At 55.5% G+C, this 15,381-nt stretch carries 16 protein-coding genes, 1 tRNA gene and 1 CRISPR repeat array; of the genes, 9 read left to right on the forward strand and 8 right to left on the reverse strand.

The features are described 5' to 3' along the window. Positions 1-3 precede the first annotated feature (3 nt). The 5 genes from csx15 (at position 4) to LHF31_RS01345 (ending at position 4,280) form a co-directional block, all read left to right on the forward strand. Positions 4-408 (forward strand): CRISPR-associated protein Csx15, encoded by a 405-nt coding sequence (csx15, locus tag LHF31_RS01325; RefSeq protein ID WP_298009951.1) that lies wholly within the window; start codon positions 4-6, stop codon positions 406-408. Then, positions 405-1,262 (forward strand): CRISPR-associated endoribonuclease Cas6, encoded by an 858-nt coding sequence (gene cas6, locus LHF31_RS01330; RefSeq protein ID WP_298009954.1) that lies wholly within the window; start codon positions 405-407, stop codon positions 1,260-1,262. The genes csx15 and cas6 overlap by 4 nt, the downstream gene beginning before the upstream one ends. 30 nt (positions 1,263-1,292) lie before the next feature. Further along, positions 1,293-2,306, forward strand: coding sequence for a CRISPR-associated endonuclease Cas1 (gene cas1 / locus LHF31_RS01335; protein ID WP_303773252.1), 1,014 nt, complete (start codon positions 1,293-1,295; stop codon positions 2,304-2,306). Next, entirely contained in the window at positions 2,306-2,596 is a 291-nt protein-coding gene (cas2, locus tag LHF31_RS01340; RefSeq protein ID WP_303773254.1) for a CRISPR-associated endonuclease Cas2, read from the forward strand. The genes cas1 and cas2 overlap by 1 nt, the downstream gene beginning before the upstream one ends. A gap of 214 nt (positions 2,597-2,810) precedes the next feature. Beyond that, a CRISPR array of direct repeats spans positions 2,811-3,879; the repeat unit is 36 nt; unit sequence GTCTGAATCAAAGAAGACCCGAAAGGGTATTAAGAC. Between the two features lie 269 nt (positions 3,880-4,148). Beyond that, a complete protein-coding gene (locus LHF31_RS01345; RefSeq protein ID WP_298010032.1) occupies positions 4,149-4,280 on the forward strand; it encodes a hypothetical protein in 132 nt (43 codons plus the stop codon). A 122-nt stretch (positions 4,281-4,402) separates the two neighbouring features. On the opposite strand, the gene LHF31_RS01350 is transcribed toward LHF31_RS01345, so the two are convergent. Further along, entirely contained in the window at positions 4,403-5,812 is a 1,410-nt protein-coding gene (locus LHF31_RS01350; protein ID WP_298010035.1) for a class II fructose-bisphosphate aldolase, read from the reverse strand. A 4-nt stretch (positions 5,813-5,816) separates the two neighbouring features. Beyond that, complete coding sequence (locus LHF31_RS01355; RefSeq protein ID WP_298010038.1) at positions 5,817-6,818, reverse strand: aldo/keto reductase; 1,002 nt, start codon at positions 6,816-6,818, stop codon at positions 5,817-5,819. Between the two features lie 163 nt (positions 6,819-6,981). Here LHF31_RS01355 and LHF31_RS01360 point away from each other — a divergent pair, with 163 nt between their 5' ends. Continuing rightward, positions 6,982-7,773, forward strand: coding sequence for a kanamycin nucleotidyltransferase C-terminal domain-containing protein (locus LHF31_RS01360; RefSeq protein WP_298010041.1), 792 nt, complete (start codon positions 6,982-6,984; stop codon positions 7,771-7,773). Here LHF31_RS01360 and gatB read toward each other — a convergent pair. Both gatB and ychF read right to left on the reverse strand, forming a co-directional pair. Next, positions 7,752-9,221: an Asp-tRNA(Asn)/Glu-tRNA(Gln) amidotransferase subunit GatB gene (gatB, locus tag LHF31_RS01365; RefSeq protein WP_298010044.1), complete on the reverse strand. Its 1,470-nt coding sequence runs from the start codon at positions 9,219-9,221 to the stop codon at positions 7,752-7,754. The genes LHF31_RS01360 and gatB overlap by 22 nt on opposite strands. Before the next feature lie 52 nt (positions 9,222-9,273). Beyond that, a complete protein-coding gene (gene ychF / locus LHF31_RS01370) occupies positions 9,274-10,344 on the reverse strand; it encodes a redox-regulated ATPase YchF (RefSeq protein ID WP_298010047.1) in 1,071 nt (356 codons plus the stop codon). Positions 10,345-10,398: 54 nt separating this feature from the next. Between ychF and LHF31_RS01375 the strand changes: the two genes are divergently transcribed. Continuing rightward, positions 10,399-10,480: transfer RNA gene (locus LHF31_RS01375), tRNA-Leu, on the forward strand. A 79-nt stretch (positions 10,481-10,559) separates the two neighbouring features. On the opposite strand, the gene LHF31_RS01380 is transcribed toward LHF31_RS01375, so the two are convergent. Next, positions 10,560-11,198, reverse strand: coding sequence for a sulfite oxidase-like oxidoreductase (locus tag LHF31_RS01380; RefSeq protein ID WP_298010050.1), 639 nt, complete (start codon positions 11,196-11,198; stop codon positions 10,560-10,562). 144 nt (positions 11,199-11,342) lie between these two features. On the opposite strand from LHF31_RS01380, the gene LHF31_RS01385 reads away from it, so the two are divergent. Beyond that, positions 11,343-13,031 (forward strand): GAF domain-containing sensor histidine kinase, encoded by a 1,689-nt coding sequence (locus tag LHF31_RS01385; protein ID WP_298010053.1) that lies wholly within the window; start codon positions 11,343-11,345, stop codon positions 13,029-13,031. Then, positions 13,032-13,739 carry a ubiquinone/menaquinone biosynthesis methyltransferase gene (locus LHF31_RS01390; RefSeq protein ID WP_298010056.1) on the forward strand — a complete coding sequence of 236 codons (708 nt, stop codon included), beginning with the start codon at positions 13,032-13,034 and terminating at the stop codon, positions 13,737-13,739. Here LHF31_RS01390 and LHF31_RS01395 read toward each other — a convergent pair. From LHF31_RS01395 to LHF31_RS01405, 3 genes are all read right to left on the reverse strand, one after another. Next, positions 13,736-14,182, reverse strand: a complete 447-nt coding sequence (locus LHF31_RS01395; RefSeq protein WP_303773260.1) for a CBS domain-containing protein — start codon at positions 14,180-14,182, stop codon at positions 13,736-13,738. The genes LHF31_RS01390 and LHF31_RS01395 overlap by 4 nt on opposite strands. A 144-nt stretch (positions 14,183-14,326) precedes the next feature. Further along, positions 14,327-14,848 (reverse strand): cytochrome c, encoded by a 522-nt coding sequence (locus LHF31_RS01400; protein ID WP_298007816.1) that lies wholly within the window; start codon positions 14,846-14,848, stop codon positions 14,327-14,329. Continuing rightward, entirely contained in the window at positions 14,836-15,375 is a 540-nt protein-coding gene (locus LHF31_RS01405) for a quinol:electron acceptor oxidoreductase subunit ActD (RefSeq protein WP_298007814.1), read from the reverse strand. Before LHF31_RS01405 ends, LHF31_RS01400 begins: the two co-directional genes overlap by 13 nt. Between the last annotated feature and the right edge of the window lie 6 nt (positions 15,376-15,381).

Genomic DNA, 15,381 nt, shown 5'->3' on the forward strand with positions numbered 1-15,381 from the left:
CCCATGCTTTTACTCAACTTTTCTCACCCGCTTACCCCTGCGCAAATGGCGCAGATCGAAGCCCTCACCCAGCAACCTCTGGAAAAGGTGCTGGACTTTGCCGTGCATTTTGATAACAACGAACCTTTTATCCCGCAACTGCGCGCGCTGATGGAGCAAATCCCGCTCACCCCCGCTCAGTGGCAGAATGAGGCGGTTCTCGTCAACCCGCCTTCGCTTAATTTCATCACCGCCCTGCTCCTTGCCGAACTGCACGGGCGCATGGGGTACTTCCCCCCCATCGTGCGTCTGCGCCCCAGGGCGGGCAGTCTACCCCCTCAGTACGAGGTGGCAGAAATCCTGAACCTGAACGAGGTACGCGAACGCGCCCGCGCCAACCGCTACATCTCCGGAGGCAATGGAGCATGAGCGCGGTTTCCCCACTGCTCTCGCTGGTGCTGACCCTGCGCCCCGTGGATAGCGACCGTCCTGAGGGAACTTTGCCGCGCTGGTGGGGACGCGCGGCGCATGCCCTGCTGCTGGACACGGTGCGCCGCGCCGATGCCGCGCTGGCAAAATCGCTCCACGATGAAAGCGCGCTCAAGCCCTTCACCGTCTCCAGTTTGATGGGGCATTTCTCCGGCGGAAAACTCGATTCCCGGCAAACCTGCACCCTGCGCTTCACCGCGCTGATCCCCGAACTGGCGCACATCCTGCTGGACTCCTTCCAGCCCGGGCGCGAAGTACAACTGGACTATCAGAGGTTCCGCATTGAAGCCGTCGCCCAACAGCCCGGGGAACATGCGTGGGCGGGAAACAGCGCCTGGGAAGTCCTGGCAGGAAATTCCATTATGGGGAACACGCCGCCGCGGCGCGTCTCCCTGCTGTTTGCCAGCCCTACCACCTTTCGAGTGAACGAGCGCCTGATCCCCCTGCCACTGCCCGACCTGGTTTTCAACAGTTTACTGCAGCGCTGGAACGCGTATGCCCCGCTGGCATTTCCCGAGGAAGTGCGCCGATACGCCGCTGAATGTCTGCAAATTTCCGCCTACCGCCTGAACAGCGCGGCAGTGCGTACGCAGGAAGACGCCCTGCGCATTGGAGGGGTGGGGCAGGTGACCTTCACCGCCCGCCCCTACGACCGCTACTGGATGAGCATCATCCACACCCTGGCGCAGTTTGCCCTGTATGCCGGGGTGGGAGCCTCCACCACAATGGGACTGGGACAGGCGCGGATGATGATGCCCTCCGAAGATCAACACCGAGAACATTCTGAACCTTAACAACCGAATTTTTTCAAGGGGGAGAAAGACATGCCTCCACTGTATGTCGTCCAGCAAAACAGCAAATTACGCCTGAACAACCGGCGCGTGCAGGTGGAACAGGAAACCGATGAAGGTACGCAGGTGCTGGTCCAGATTCCCATCGGTCAGGTCTCTGAAATTGTGCTGTTCGGCAACATCGGGCTGACCACGCCGCTCATTGATGCTCTGCTCTATGAAGGGATTCCGGTCATCTTTCTGACCCGCGATGGCGATTACCGCGGCTCGCTGAACGGAACGCTGACCCCGCATGTGCCTCTCCGGCGGGCACAGTACCGCGCCCTGGAAAAGCCGGCGTTTATCCTCGAAATGGCAAAAGGGTTGGTGCGCGCCAAGTTGCGTCATCAACGCACCCTGCTGCAACGGCACAACCGTCCCCCGCAATCGGATCCAGAGATTGCTCAAGTGATCGAGCGGATGGGGCAAGCCATAGATGAGGTCGAACGCAAAACCAGTCTTTCCAGTCTGCGCGGGCTGGAAGGAGCGGCTACAGCGGCATACTTCAGCGGCTACCGGCGGCTCTTTGACCCCGAATGGAAGTTTGACGCCCGCCTGAGACGCCCGCCGCCCGATCCGGTCAACGCCCTGCTTTCACTGGGGTACACCCTGCTGGCGCAGGACTGCGCCGCCGCCGTACAGGCGGTGGGACTGGACCCTTACGCCGGTTTCCTTCACGAGGTGGCATACAACCGTCCGGCGCTGGGGTTAGACCTGCTGGAGGAATTTCGCCCACTGGTGGACGGGGTCGTGCTGTGGGTATGTCGTTCGGGTAAGATTCGCCCCGATCAATTTACGCCGGGACCTCCCGAACGCCCGGTTGTGCTGGATGAGACCGGAAAACGCGACTTCATCTACGCCTTTGAAGAACGTATGGACACGCGCTTCACCCATCCACTGGCAAAACAGTCGTTAACGATGCGCCAGTGCCTCATCGAGCAGGCACGCCAGATTGCGCACCGCATTCTGGAAGACCGACCAGGCTATGAGGATATGGGCTTCCGCTGATGAGCGAAGGGCGCAGTTTTTACGTGCTGGCATACGATATCAGCGACGACCGCCGCCGTCTGAAACTGGCGCGGCTGATGGAATCGCTGGGGGTGCGCGTGCAGGGCAGTGTGTTTGAAGCCTACCTGACCGCGCGCGAACTGGAACATCTTTTGCGCCGATGCAGGAAAATCATGAAGACGGAAGAAGACAGTTTGCGCATTTACCGCCTGTGCGCCGCCTGCCGGCAGGAAATCCGAACTGAAGGAAAAGGACATGTGACCCCACCACCGCAGGTCACCGTGATTTAAAAGGATTTTGCGTACCCCCCCTCCATTTCAGGGCATTTCGGGGCATTTTTTCAGGGGGGGTACGCAAAAATCGGGCAGGTGGAAGACGAAACCACTCTGCCGGAGAGAAAGGCATGGAAAAAGACTTGATTTTTGAAAAAAGATGTGCTATTCTGGAAACAGTTCCCCCTGCGGGGGCACTTCTACCGGCAGGTAGTGGATGGGCAAAAGTGCAGTCTGAATCAAAGAAGACCCGAAAGGGTATTAAGACGCATTTCGTGACCAGGTAGAACGGGAACTTCTGGCATTTGGTCTGAATCAAAGAAGACCCGAAAGGGTATTAAGACGCTCCCGCGATTTTCACAGTCTTTAAATCTTTGAAGGTCAGTCTGAATCAAAGAAGACCCGAAAGGGTATTAAGACTCCAGACGGACTGGAAGACGTCTTTCACGTGGCTCTTGGTCTGAATCAAAGAAGACCCGAAAGGGTATTAAGACAGATGAGATTGCTGCATGGTGGCGCAGTCAAGGGATTGTGGGTCTGAATCAAAGAAGACCCGAAAGGGTATTAAGACATCACGGCGGTGAACAGGATGTCACCCCTAGCGTCTGTTTGTCTGAATCAAAGAAGACCCGAAAGGGTATTAAGACATTCTCTCGAAAATTGGGAGAAGGCTTGGCGTGTCGGTCTGAATCAAAGAAGACCCGAAAGGGTATTAAGACGCACGTGACACGGGCTCGCGCGTCGCAAAGCCGCCCATGGGTCTGAATCAAAGAAGACCCGAAAGGGTATTAAGACTTTCTGAGAGGATTTTTCTCAAGTGCTTCCTTGTACAGTCTGAATCAAAGAAGACCCGAAAGGGTATTAAGACGGATAGGGTTTGGAGCGAAATCCTGAAGAGGTGCGACGGTCTGAATCAAAGAAGACCCGAAAGGGTATTAAGACATAAACATCAACCCAATATCTTTCATAGTCTTGCGCAATTAGTCTGAATCAAAGAAGACCCGAAAGGGTATTAAGACTGCAATGAGTAATTCACGCTTTTCGTCCATGTTGCCTCAGAGTCTGAATCAAAGAAGACCCGAAAGGGTATTAAGACTTTATATATAGCGCGATTTTTTTCGTGAGTTCCATTTTTTGTCTGAATCAAAGAAGACCCGAAAGGGTATTAAGACACTCTTATCTCGTCCACGTCATTGCCCCAGTAGGTCGGTCTGAATCAAAGAAGACCCGAAAGGGTATTAAGACGGTTTAGCCGTAGCCGGTGTGTCTGAATCAAAGAAGACCCGAAAGGGTATTAAGACATTTGAGCGATTGCGCTCAAATCATAGCGACCCACAATATGTCTGAATCAAAGAAGACCCGAAAGGGTATTCAAGTAAAAACGGCGAAGGGGGAAAATGACAATCGCCGTCCTGTTCCACAAATATTCAAACCAATCTGATTGGAAAACCTCTTGAAGACCGCGTCGAACACAAAAAAAAAACGGAGCGTGCTCTCCGTTAAGATTCAAAACACGAAAGGAGTTTTCAAGAATGTCTGAAGAACTGCTTTATGAGGCTCAACTCACTGCGTGCACTGCGAAGCGCTGATGGAAGCAGATTACGATCCGCCGTTTCATAACTGTGCAATCTGCGACGAATGCTCCGAGACATACCACAATGATCCACCCGACGAAAACGATCTGGAAGAGTTTGAGGCGTGACCATTGAATAAGCGGAGAAACGATGCAATGCGTCCCCCCGAAAGGAAGTTTTCATGAAAGAGGGCAGAAAAGCGGGGAGGGATGACCGTCTCCGTTACCGGGATCGTTCTGACCCGTTGCCCCTACCCTGCCAGATCGGACATATCCTCTGAGGGCGTGGATTGCATCCAGTAATCTTCCAGGTAAAACGGCACTGCACGGGGATCAACCCACTGGCTGACCAGGGATCGCGTTCCGGCGCATCCCAGGCGTTCCATCAATACGACAAACTGTTCTTCCCAGTCCTGCATCACCGCCTCATGGATCTCCTCCGGCAGACGCAGGAAGGTCTCTTTAAAAGGCGCCAGCGCGTGCATACGCACCGCGGCGTAGAACTGGGCATCGCTCTGATCGGCACGGCGTTCGTTGCGATAACGGGCATCCAGCCATGCCTGAACCGCCCGGAGATGATCCTCGGGCAGGTGCTCAAAAAATGTGTTCATGAAAGCCGTTGCCAGGTGCACCTCCAGCGTGCCGTAACGCACAAATGCCGGAAAAAGATCCAGCGGCAGGGTCGAAGCGCCATGCTGAACCACCCCGCCCATCCCGTAAACCTGCCGTGCCACCTGACCGAGACGCTGGATAGCCTCAAAATCAATGTTCACCGGCGCAAAAGAACCATCCGCAAGGACAATCCCGCCGTGGGCAGAGCCGGTGTGAATGCTCACCTTGCTCAAACCCGCCGCATCGCCGGAAAGCGCGTGGAGCGCGCGCCGGAAAAGATGCATGAAGGCATGCAGTTCCTCTTCAGTAGTGACATGCCCTCCCACCTCGCCAATCTCCCCTCCGAGAGAAAAAGAAACCCCTTCAGGTTGTAGAGAACGGGCAAATGCCACCAGACTGGCGGTCAGGACGGCATTATCGAACTGCTGATCCTGCACCTGAGGATGGCGGAGATCCACCAGCGTGGAGGCATCCAGATCCATGTTGAAGAACCCCGCCAGCACCGCCTCGCGGATAAGCGCCTCAAGGGTGGTCTTTTCCTTCCAGCGCGGACGGTTTGCCGAGGCTTGAAAATGGTCTCCCTGCAGAAAGACCGCACCGCGGTAGCCTTCGGCAATTGCCGCCGCCAGCACGGCAGTGGCATACTCCGCCAGACTTTGCCCCGTCCAGTCCAGTTCCACGCGGGCGATTTCAAAAATGAACATCCCGGCATCCAGGCGGCGGGCAGCGCGAAAGACGGCTCGTGCCCCCTCAAAGGGCAGCACGCGCAAATTGAAGGCTGGAGCAGTCCATGTAGCCAGGACCTCCCCTCGCGCACGCGCCCGGTACAATGCCTCTATGGAAGCAGGAAAAATGCCCAGAGATTGCGCCGCTCCGCGCACCAGAAAACGCGCCCATGCGGCGCGTTCCCCTTTTTCCAGCGCAGAAACTTCCACCAGGCGGTGAACGGTGCGGCGCAGGCGCGGCTCACTGCGCACCTGCACGGTCAAGCCGTCCCATGCAAGGCTGTCTTCGACCAGCGAAAGCAAACCCACAGGTAACAGGCTCATAGGCTCAATCCGTAATTCGGGCTTTCATCCACTCATTGCTGTTGTGGAAATCAGCAACCGCATTCCCGGGATGAACAAGCGCATCAAAGAGCGGACGGTCTTCATCGCTCAGACGCATCTCCAGCACAGGCAATAACTCTTCCAGGTGCTCCAGCGTGCGCGGGCCAATGATCGGCGAGGTAATGCCGGGCTGATCCTTACACCACAACAGCGCCAGTTGAGAGGGGGTCATGCCGCGTTCCTGCGCCATTTGCGCCACTTTCCGGGCAACCTCCACTCCCCGGCGGGTAATGCGCTCCTGGAACATGGCGCCCATCCGTTCGGCGCGGGAACCGCCGGGAATTTCCCCGCTGGAATAGCGTCCGGACAAAATACCGCCCGCCAGCGGCGACCACGGCAGGAGCGCCAGTCCGTACTTTTGCGCCAGCGGCACCAGTTCATTTTCGATGCGTCGGTCCAGCAGGTTATAGGGGGGTTGCTCGCTGATATAACGCGCCAGACCGTACTTCTCGCTAACCGCCAGTGCCTCCATCACCATCCACGCGGGATGGGTGGAGCAACCGATATAACGCACCTTGCCCGAGCGCACCAGATCGTCAAAGGCGCGCAGGGTTTCATCTACAGGAACCTGTAAACCCGGGCGGTGCAGTTGATACAGATCAATATGATCAGTTTGCAGACGGCGCAGGGAGTCTTCGCAGGCTTTCAGAATGTGCAGCCGGGAAACACCGCTCTCATTGGGACCTTCCCCCATCTTCCCGTACACTTTCGTTGCCAGCACAACCGAGTCACGCCTGCCGCTCTCTTTGAGCGCCTTGCCTACAATCACTTCAGACTGCCCGGCATTGTACACATTCGCAGTATCAATGAAGTTAATCCCGGCATCCAGTGCCCGATGAATGATGCGAATAGAGTCCTCTTCTGCCGTAGGACCGCCAAAGTTCATGGCTCCAAGACAAAGCGGTGAAACCATCACCCCAGTTCTACCCAGCATGCGATAGTCCATTTTTGACCCTCCTCAAATAAAGCAGTTACAATTTTAATTATAAGTCAATATTCAAAAAGTTTTCTCACGGCTCTCCTCGTTTCCAACCTGAAATTCACGCCTGCTTCCCTCTTTTTGGACACACAGGCCAGAACCGTTAAAACCAGAGAAAGGAAAATGCCACATGATTGCCGGTCCGCAACCCTTTTCCCATGAAATTCGCATGACGCGAGCGCTGGAAATTGCCCGCAAAGTGCAGGCGCACTTTGGCAGGCGCACCCTTGCCGCGGGACTCTACGGCTCGCTGGCACGCCAGAGCGATGGTCCCTTTTCAGATATTGAGATGCACGTTCTGATTGAGGGAATGGAGCCCGAACAGACGCTGGAATGGTCGGAAGGTCCCTGGAAAGCAGAAGTAAACCTGTACAGCCCGGAAATCTTCCTGGCGCAGGCGGCAGAACTGGACAGCGACTGGTCCATCACCCATGGAGGCTATGCGCATGTGCTGCCGCTTCTGGGGGATGCACAATGGTTTGCCCGGGCTCGAGAGCGCGTCTTCGACCACCCGGAAGAGGAAATCCGCACAGTGCTGGAAGAAGCCCTCATCGGCGATTTATACGAAATCATCGGAAAACTGCGCAACGCACGGGCGACCGGCAGCACCCACAGCGTACCCACCTGTGCCTTTTACGCGGCGCGCTTTTCTGTGTGCATTGCAGGATTGTGGAACCGCCATCTGTACACCAGCAGTTCGGTCCTGTATGACGAAGCCTTACAACTCCCTGACCGCCCGGCAGGGTTTGACGCCTTTCTGCGGCGCATCCTTCAGGGCAACCTGAACGATGCTCAAGCCATTTTCGAAGAAGCCGATGCACTCTGGCTGGGGTTTGAAGAATGGGCAAACGCACACGGATTGACCCTCTACCGTAGGCTGGACGACCTGCTTGCAGAAGTTCAGGATTCTCCGCGAACCTGATCCTCCAGGCAACGGGTCAGTTCCTCGCGCACCATCTGCGGATTGGCTTTGCCCCGCGTCAGGCGCATCACCTGTCCGTAAAACCAGTTGAAGAGGGTTGATTTTCCCGAGCGGTATTTGTCCAGTTCTGCAGGATTTTCGCGCAACACCTGCGCAACGATGCGGGCAATCCACTCCGGATCAGACACCTGTTCCAGCCCCCGTTCTGCAATGATTTGCACGGCAGGCTTGCCCGACATACACATTTCCTGCAAAACTCCCTTGGCAGTATTCAGGTTGATTTGCCCTTCCACCGTGCGATCCAGCAGATCCGCAAAACCCTCCGGAGAAAGGCGCAGGACTTCCAGGGTTTGCCCCTGTTCATTCAGCCGGGCAAGCAATTCCCCCGTCACCCAGGTTGCCGCCATACGTGCGGGGGCTCTTTTCAAGGCACCAACAACGCGGTCAAAGAAATCTGCCAGCGCGGGATCGCTGACCAGCAGGCGCGCTTCAGCGGGAGCCAGCCCCAGGGCTTCCACATACCGGCGTTGACGCTCCCATGGCAGTTCCGGTAAAGCGGCACGAATGGACTCCACCCATTCCGGAGTCACCACCAGCGGAGGCAAATCCGGTTCGGGAAAATAGCGATAGTCGTGGGCTTCTTCCTTGCTTCTCTGAGAAAACGTGATTTCCTGCGCTTCGTCCCATCCCACCGTTTCCTGCTCTACCACCTCACCCCGGGAAAGTTTTCCCACCTGCACCTCAATCTGATAGGCTACAGCGCGTTCGAGGGAGCGAAAACTGTTCAGGTTTTTAATTTCAACCCGCGTGCCCAGGGTGGAACTTCCAGCCGGACGGACGGAAATGTTGGGCTCAATCCGCAGTGCCCCCTTTTCCATATCCCCGGAACTGGCTTGCAGGGTGCGCAACAGGATGCGCAGGGTTTGAGCGTACGCACGCACTTCCTGTGCCGAACGCAAATCCGGCTCGGAGACAATTTCCAGCAGGGGCACTCCGGCGCGGTTCAAATCCACCAGAGAGTACACTTCTCCATCGGCATGAACATGGCTCAGTTTACCGGTATCTTCCTCCAGATGAACCCGGCGAATGCGAATTTCACGCCATCCCGATTCGGTTTCAATGGGCAGAATCCCGTTCACTGCCAGCGGTTGTTCGTACTGCGAAATCTGATACCCTTTGGGCAAGTCGGGATAAAAATAATTCTTCCGGGCAAACACGCTGACCGGATGGATCTGGCATCCCAGCGCCAGAGCAACGCGCAGGGCAAGTTCCACTGCCTGGCGATTGATCACCGGTAAAGTGCCCGGCATTCCGGCACAGATTGGACAAACCGCCACATTGGGCTCCGCCTGTGTCGAATCGACCACCGGGCAGGAACAGAACATTTTGGAACGGGTCAGCAGTTCTGCATGAATTTCCAGACCAATTACAGCCTCAAAGGCGACCATCTTAAAACAAAAGGGAGCGCAAAGGGATTCCCTCCGGCTCCCTTCCTCCTTTCTAAATATTGAAACGGATGTTTAAAATATCGCCATCCTGAACGATATACTCTTTGCCTTCCAGGCGCAGTTTACCGTGGGCTTTGACCTCGTTCACCCCGCCCAGCGCCATGAGATCGTCATACGTCATCACCTCGGCGCGGATAAAACCCTTCTGTAAATCACTGTGAATGACCCCTGCCGCCTCGGGAGCCGTCGCGCCCTTACGAACCGTCCACGCCCGGCATTCATCGGGACCGACGGTGAAGAAGGATTGCAACCCTAACAGGTCGTAGGACAGGCGAATCATCTTATTCAAACTGGGCTCGTCAATGCCGTATTCTTGCAGGAAAGCCGCGGCTTCCTCCGGAGGCAACTGGGCAATTTCCATCTCCAGACGGCACTGTAAAGCCACCACCTTGCTGTGGCGGTGAGGGTAATCCACTACAGGTGGCTGCTGTCCCTCGGAGATGTTGAGAACCACCAGCATGGGCTTACGGCTCAGGAAGCCAAAACTGGAGAGCATTTTTTCTTCTTCGGGGTCCACATCCACATCGCGCAAAGGCTTTTCTGCCACCAGGGCTTCGTGGAAACGCTCAAACAGGGCAATCTCCCGGTCGATGGTGGCTTTATCGCGCCCGCCGCCCTTTTTGCGCTCCTCGTTCAGGCGCTCAAGTTTGCGCTCCACTGAGATCAAATCGTTGAGGATGAGTTCGCTCTCCATGCTCGCCAGATCACGCAAGGGATCAACGCTTCCGGCAGGATGAGGAACGTTTTCGTCCTCAAAACAGCGCACCACCTGAATGAAACCGTCCATCTGCGTCAACTGGTTGAGCAATGCCCCGGAGATGCCCGTTTTTGCCGCGCTCCCCTCCAGCCCGGCAATATCGGCATAGGTCACTTTGGCGTAAATGGTCTTTTTGGGTTTAAACATCTCCGCCAGACGATCCACACGGGGATCCGGCACATCCACCACAGCGGTATGCACCTCCAGTTTACCGGATGCCATTCCGGTAGGCTGATTGCCCCGCGTTAAGGCATTGAAAAGGGTAGTTTTTCCCGATTGAGGTAAGCCAATGATACCTAATTTCATAAATTCAGAACCTTGACCCTTCTGCAAATTTTGTTTATACTCAGTACAGACCGAGCCGAAGTGGCGGAACAGGCAGACGCGCGCGACTCAAAATCGCGTTCCGAAAGGAATGTGGGTTCGATTCCCACCTTCGGCACTGCAATTATAACAAACTACCCATGAAAAACCGCGCGGAGTTGCCGCGCGGTGCACATTTTTAAGAGCCTGAGTCGGGATTAACCGTAACGCTCTTCCTTCCAGACGTCCGCCTCATTGTGATAACCCGCCATCTCCCAGAAGCCGGGACGGTCCTGCGCCATAAACTCCAACCCTCTCAGCCATTTTGCCCCTTTCCAGAGGTAAGGGGTTTTCAGGTCGGGGCGGTCAGGGATAAAACCGATCACCCCGCGCAGAGGGTAACCATGCTCCGGCTCGAGCGGCTTGCCGTCATAGTGAGTAGCCAGCAGGAAATTATCCTGCAAAACCACCTCCAGCGGCAAATTTGCGGTAAAGCCGTATTCAGCGTGTTGCATGACGAAACGCGCGGTCGGCTTCAGACGCAACAGTCCTGAATCAATCAGGGAGCGCACCGAAACCCCTTCCCAAACGGTATCAAATTTGCTCCACTTGGTCACACAGTGCAAATCCATTTTCACCTGCGTTCGGGGCAACTGATTAAATTCCTCCCAGGTCAACCTCAAAGGCTGTTCCACCTCACCCCATATCCGAAAATCCCAGGTAGCAGGATTAAATGTAGGCACCGGTCCGTAATGCAGGACGGGGAACTTCTGGGTCAGCGCCTGTCCGGGGGGTAAACGCCCCGCGGCGCGCATGGCTTCCTCTTCTTGTTTTCGCTTCAGGATGTGATCGAACATGGCAACCTCCAATGCTGATTATACCGGACTCTTTCGCTCCATTTCCAGCAATTCCCGCAGGAAGGCTGTACACCCGATTGTGAAATGTAGAACAATCGTGTATTAACAATCTGGACAATATCAGGTAAAATAAAAGAAACCTTTATGGAAACCAGCCTGCTTACCCGGGAACAATTATTAGATCGTCTGGCAGCATTACACCGCGCCAGTCTTGAACTGGTAAGCGATATCAGCATTGACTCCCTGATTGAACGGATTGCGCATCTGGCTCGCGAACAGGTTGGCGCCCGGTATGCCGCTGTTGGCATTCTGGACGAGAACGGCAACCTTGCCCGCTTCATCCCGGTAGGCATGAGCCATGAAGAGATTGCCCGCATGGCGCACCCGCCGAAAGGTCTGGGATTGATTGGCGCACTGATGCGCGGCACCCAGAGCATTCGCCTGGCACGGATTTCCAATGATCCGCGCAGTGTGGGTTTTCCGCCTCACCACCCTCCCATGGAATCTTTCCTCGGCGTACCTATCCGCCATGCGGATCAGAACCTCGGACAGATTTATTTGACCGACAAAATTGACGCGCCGGAATTCACTGCTGACGATCAGGCGGTCATCGAAATGCTGGCAGCCTATGCCGGAGTAGCCCTTGCGAATGCCCGTCTGTTGCAGAAAATCACCCAGCGTGAAGCGGAACTGACCCGACGCAATGAAAACCTGGCACTGCTCAACGAGATGGCAAGTACGCTGGCAACCTCCAGCGATGTGCGTCAGATTCTGGGCAAGGCGCTGGAGCAATTGATGGACTATCTGGACTTAGAGGTAGGAGAAATCTATCTGCGCGAGGATGACAGCCCGTTCTTAAATCTATGTGTCCATCAAGGGGAAGCCGTTCCGCACTTATGGTTAAGCACCTCTTTTCGTCTGGGTGATGGGATCGTCGGAAATATCGCCCTGGCGCAAACGCCCCGCATTATTGACCTTGCCAGGCCACAAAATCCTGCCGAAACAGAGACCTTCCACCCGGCACTGCTGGAAAGCGATGTCCGCTACCTGGCATGTTTCCCCCTGCAGGGACGCACCGGAACGCTGGGCGTGCTCTGTGCAGGCATCAATCATACCCTCCCCTTTGATGAACTGGAAACCCAGTTCCTCTCGGCAATCAGTTTCTGGGTCAGCACCGCGCTGGAAAACACCTACCTCAACGTGCAACAACGCCGTCTGGCGGTGCTGGAAGAGCGCGAGCGCATTGGCATGGACCTGCACGACGGCATCATCCAGGACATTTACGCAGTCGGGTTGACTCTGGAACACGCCCGCCTGCTGATGAACGACGATCCCGAAGCCGCCAGACAGCGCATTGATCAGGCTATCACCGACTTAAACAACACCATCCGTGATATCCGCGCCTATATCCTGGACCTGCGCCCGCGAAAACTGCACGAAGAGAATCTGATGGACGGATTAAGGCGGCTGGTGGCGGAATTCCGCGCCAACACGCAGGTAGAAGTGCAGTTGCAGGCCATCCCCAATGAAAGTATCAATTTGCCCCAGCCGGCGGCACTGGCGCTCTTTCACATCTGTCAGGAAGCGCTGGCAAACATTGCCAAACATGCCCATGCCCGCCATGTCAGCATTACCCTGTGGACAAGCAATCAGCGCACCCTGCTGGAAATTAACGATGATGGCGTGGGCTTTGACGTAAGCAAAACGCGGCAGGTCATTGGACATGGGTTAGCCAACATGCAAACCCGCGCCCACCAGGCTGGTGGTGAAATCGAGTTTTCCTCCGAGCCCGGAAACGGCACAACCATCCTCGTCTGGGTACCCAACCGATAAATGGCACAGCACCTTCAAGGTCCAGAACGCGCTCAAGCTGTCCGTGGCATGTTCACCCGCATTGCACGGCAATATGACCTCATGAATCGGCTGATGACTGCTGGCATGGATTTGCGCTGGCGGAAAGAAGTCATCCGCCGCGCCCATCTGCGCCCCCACAGCCGGTTGCTGGATCTGGGAACGGGAACAGGCGACCTGGCGCGCGAAGCCCTGCAGCAGGAACCCACCTCTCAGGTTGTGGCTGCCGATTTTACCCTGGAAATGATGCGGGTGGGTCAACAACGCCATTCCCAGCCACAGCAGTGGTGCGATGCAGACGCTCTGCATCTCCCCTTTCCCGATCAAACTTTCGATGCAGTCGTCTCCGGATTCCTGTTAAGAAACGTCATCGATCTGGATACCGCGCTTAAAGAACAGGTGCGGGTGCTCCGTCCGCAGGGATGGATTGTAGCGCTGGACACTACCCGCCCGCAGGAAAACTTTCTTTCTCCCTTTGTGCGCTTTTATATGAAACGGATTATCCCCCTCCTGGGAAGGCTGATTGCCATGGCTCCCGATGCTTACACCTACCTGCCAGAAACCAGTACGGCTTTTCTCAGTGCAGAAGCATTGCAGGCTCGTTTTGAGCAGGCAGGATTGACTCACGCCGGATTCCGCCGGTTGAATTTTGGTACCGTCGCCATCCACTGGGGACAAAAACCGGCTTAACGCCCGAACTTATCGCCGGTGATATACCCCTCCAGGTCATCAATCATCGTCGCCTGCCCTTCGATGACCTTCTTCACCACATCCCCGATAGAGATCACTCCCACCAGTTTCCCTTCCTGAACGACTGGCAGGTGGCGAATGTGAGCACGGGTCATTAATTGCATGCATTCTTCCACCGTCGTCTGAGGGGTAACAGTAATGACCTCTTCGGTCATGAAGGCTTTGATGGGCGCATCCAGCACACAGGCACGATGACGGGCGATTTCCCGGACAATATCGCGTTCAGAGACAATCCCCGCAACACGATCCCCATCCAGGACAAGCAAAGCCCCCACATTCTTCTCTGCCAGCCGCAGGATTGTGGTCAGCAAGGTATCGTCGGGAGAAACCGCCCAGACCTGGCTTCCCTTTTCCCGCAGGATATCCTCAACTCTGGAATACATCGTTCCCTCCACTCCAAAAGATTAATTTATATTATATACAAATCCGATTTTTTGCACCCACACAATCCATTTTGTGATGTTTTTCACAAAAAAATTCCCCCACCGTACAATCACGGCGGGGGAATAAGAGGGGGGACTTGCGCCTCAAGGATTGGCCTGTTTCTGGAGGAAACGCACGTAATTCACCACATCCCAACGCATCTGGGGTTCCGGCAAATTCTGGATGAGGGATGGCATGGCGCCTTCCACCCCATTGGTGATGGTCAAGAACAGTTCCCCGTCGGAGAGGGTAACCGACCTGCCTTCCAGTAAACTGACCGGTTTGCGGGGCTGGAGGAATGCCGCAAAGGGACCATTGCCCTTACCGGTGGCTCCATGGCAGATCTGGCAGTTGATTTCGTACTGGGTTTTGCCCCGCTGAAGAGAGGCTTCATCGGCAGGGACAGGATTGGTCGGCGCACCCAGTTCAGGAATATACGCCGCGCCCTGAATCGGCACCGAGCGGGCAGGCAACGGTAGAGGGTCTTCCTGCGTCCCAAATGAGGGCTGGATTTCCATGAAACTGACCCACTCAATTTTGATGATGTCGTAAGTAAACAGCAACCCCACCAGCAAAGGGGTTACAGCAAGCCCCAAGACAATCAGCAAACGTTTCAGAACAGCCATAGTTTCTTTGCCTCCGCTCGATGAACAATCTCAGCGCCCAGGGCGGTCAGGGCTTCGTGCATTCTGGCATCCAGTTCCGCCGGAGCAGAAAACAACACCCCAATATACCCATCGCTGATGCGCTCATCATATCCCTGCGGCCCATAAGAGGGAGAAATTGTCTCCACAAACACGCCAATGAAGGTGCTGATGAGCAAACCCAGCATGGTCAGTTCAAAAATGGTCACAAACGAGGTCGGGATGGTCTGAAATGCCATACCGCCTACCCGAATGGGATACAGCAAAGGCGTACCGAAGTTGAAGAACAACGCGGTAAGGAAACCCACCAGCGCTCCGGAAATACCAATCAGTGGAATGCGCGTCCAGGTCATGGGACGTCCAAGCATTTTTTCCTGAAGAGGCGCTCCGGAGATGACCGAAATCTCGTGGTCGGAGATGCCCATCTCCCGCAACACCTGAATGGCTTCTGCGGCTTCGTTTAACTGTTCTTCTTTGAACAGCGCCAGATGAACAATGTCTCGCGGCATATCTCC

This window comes from Anaerolinea thermophila, assembly GCF_020723905.1.
In the GTDB taxonomy this organism is placed as follows: Bacteria; Chloroflexota; Anaerolineae; order Anaerolineales; family Anaerolineaceae; genus Anaerolinea; species Anaerolinea thermophila_A.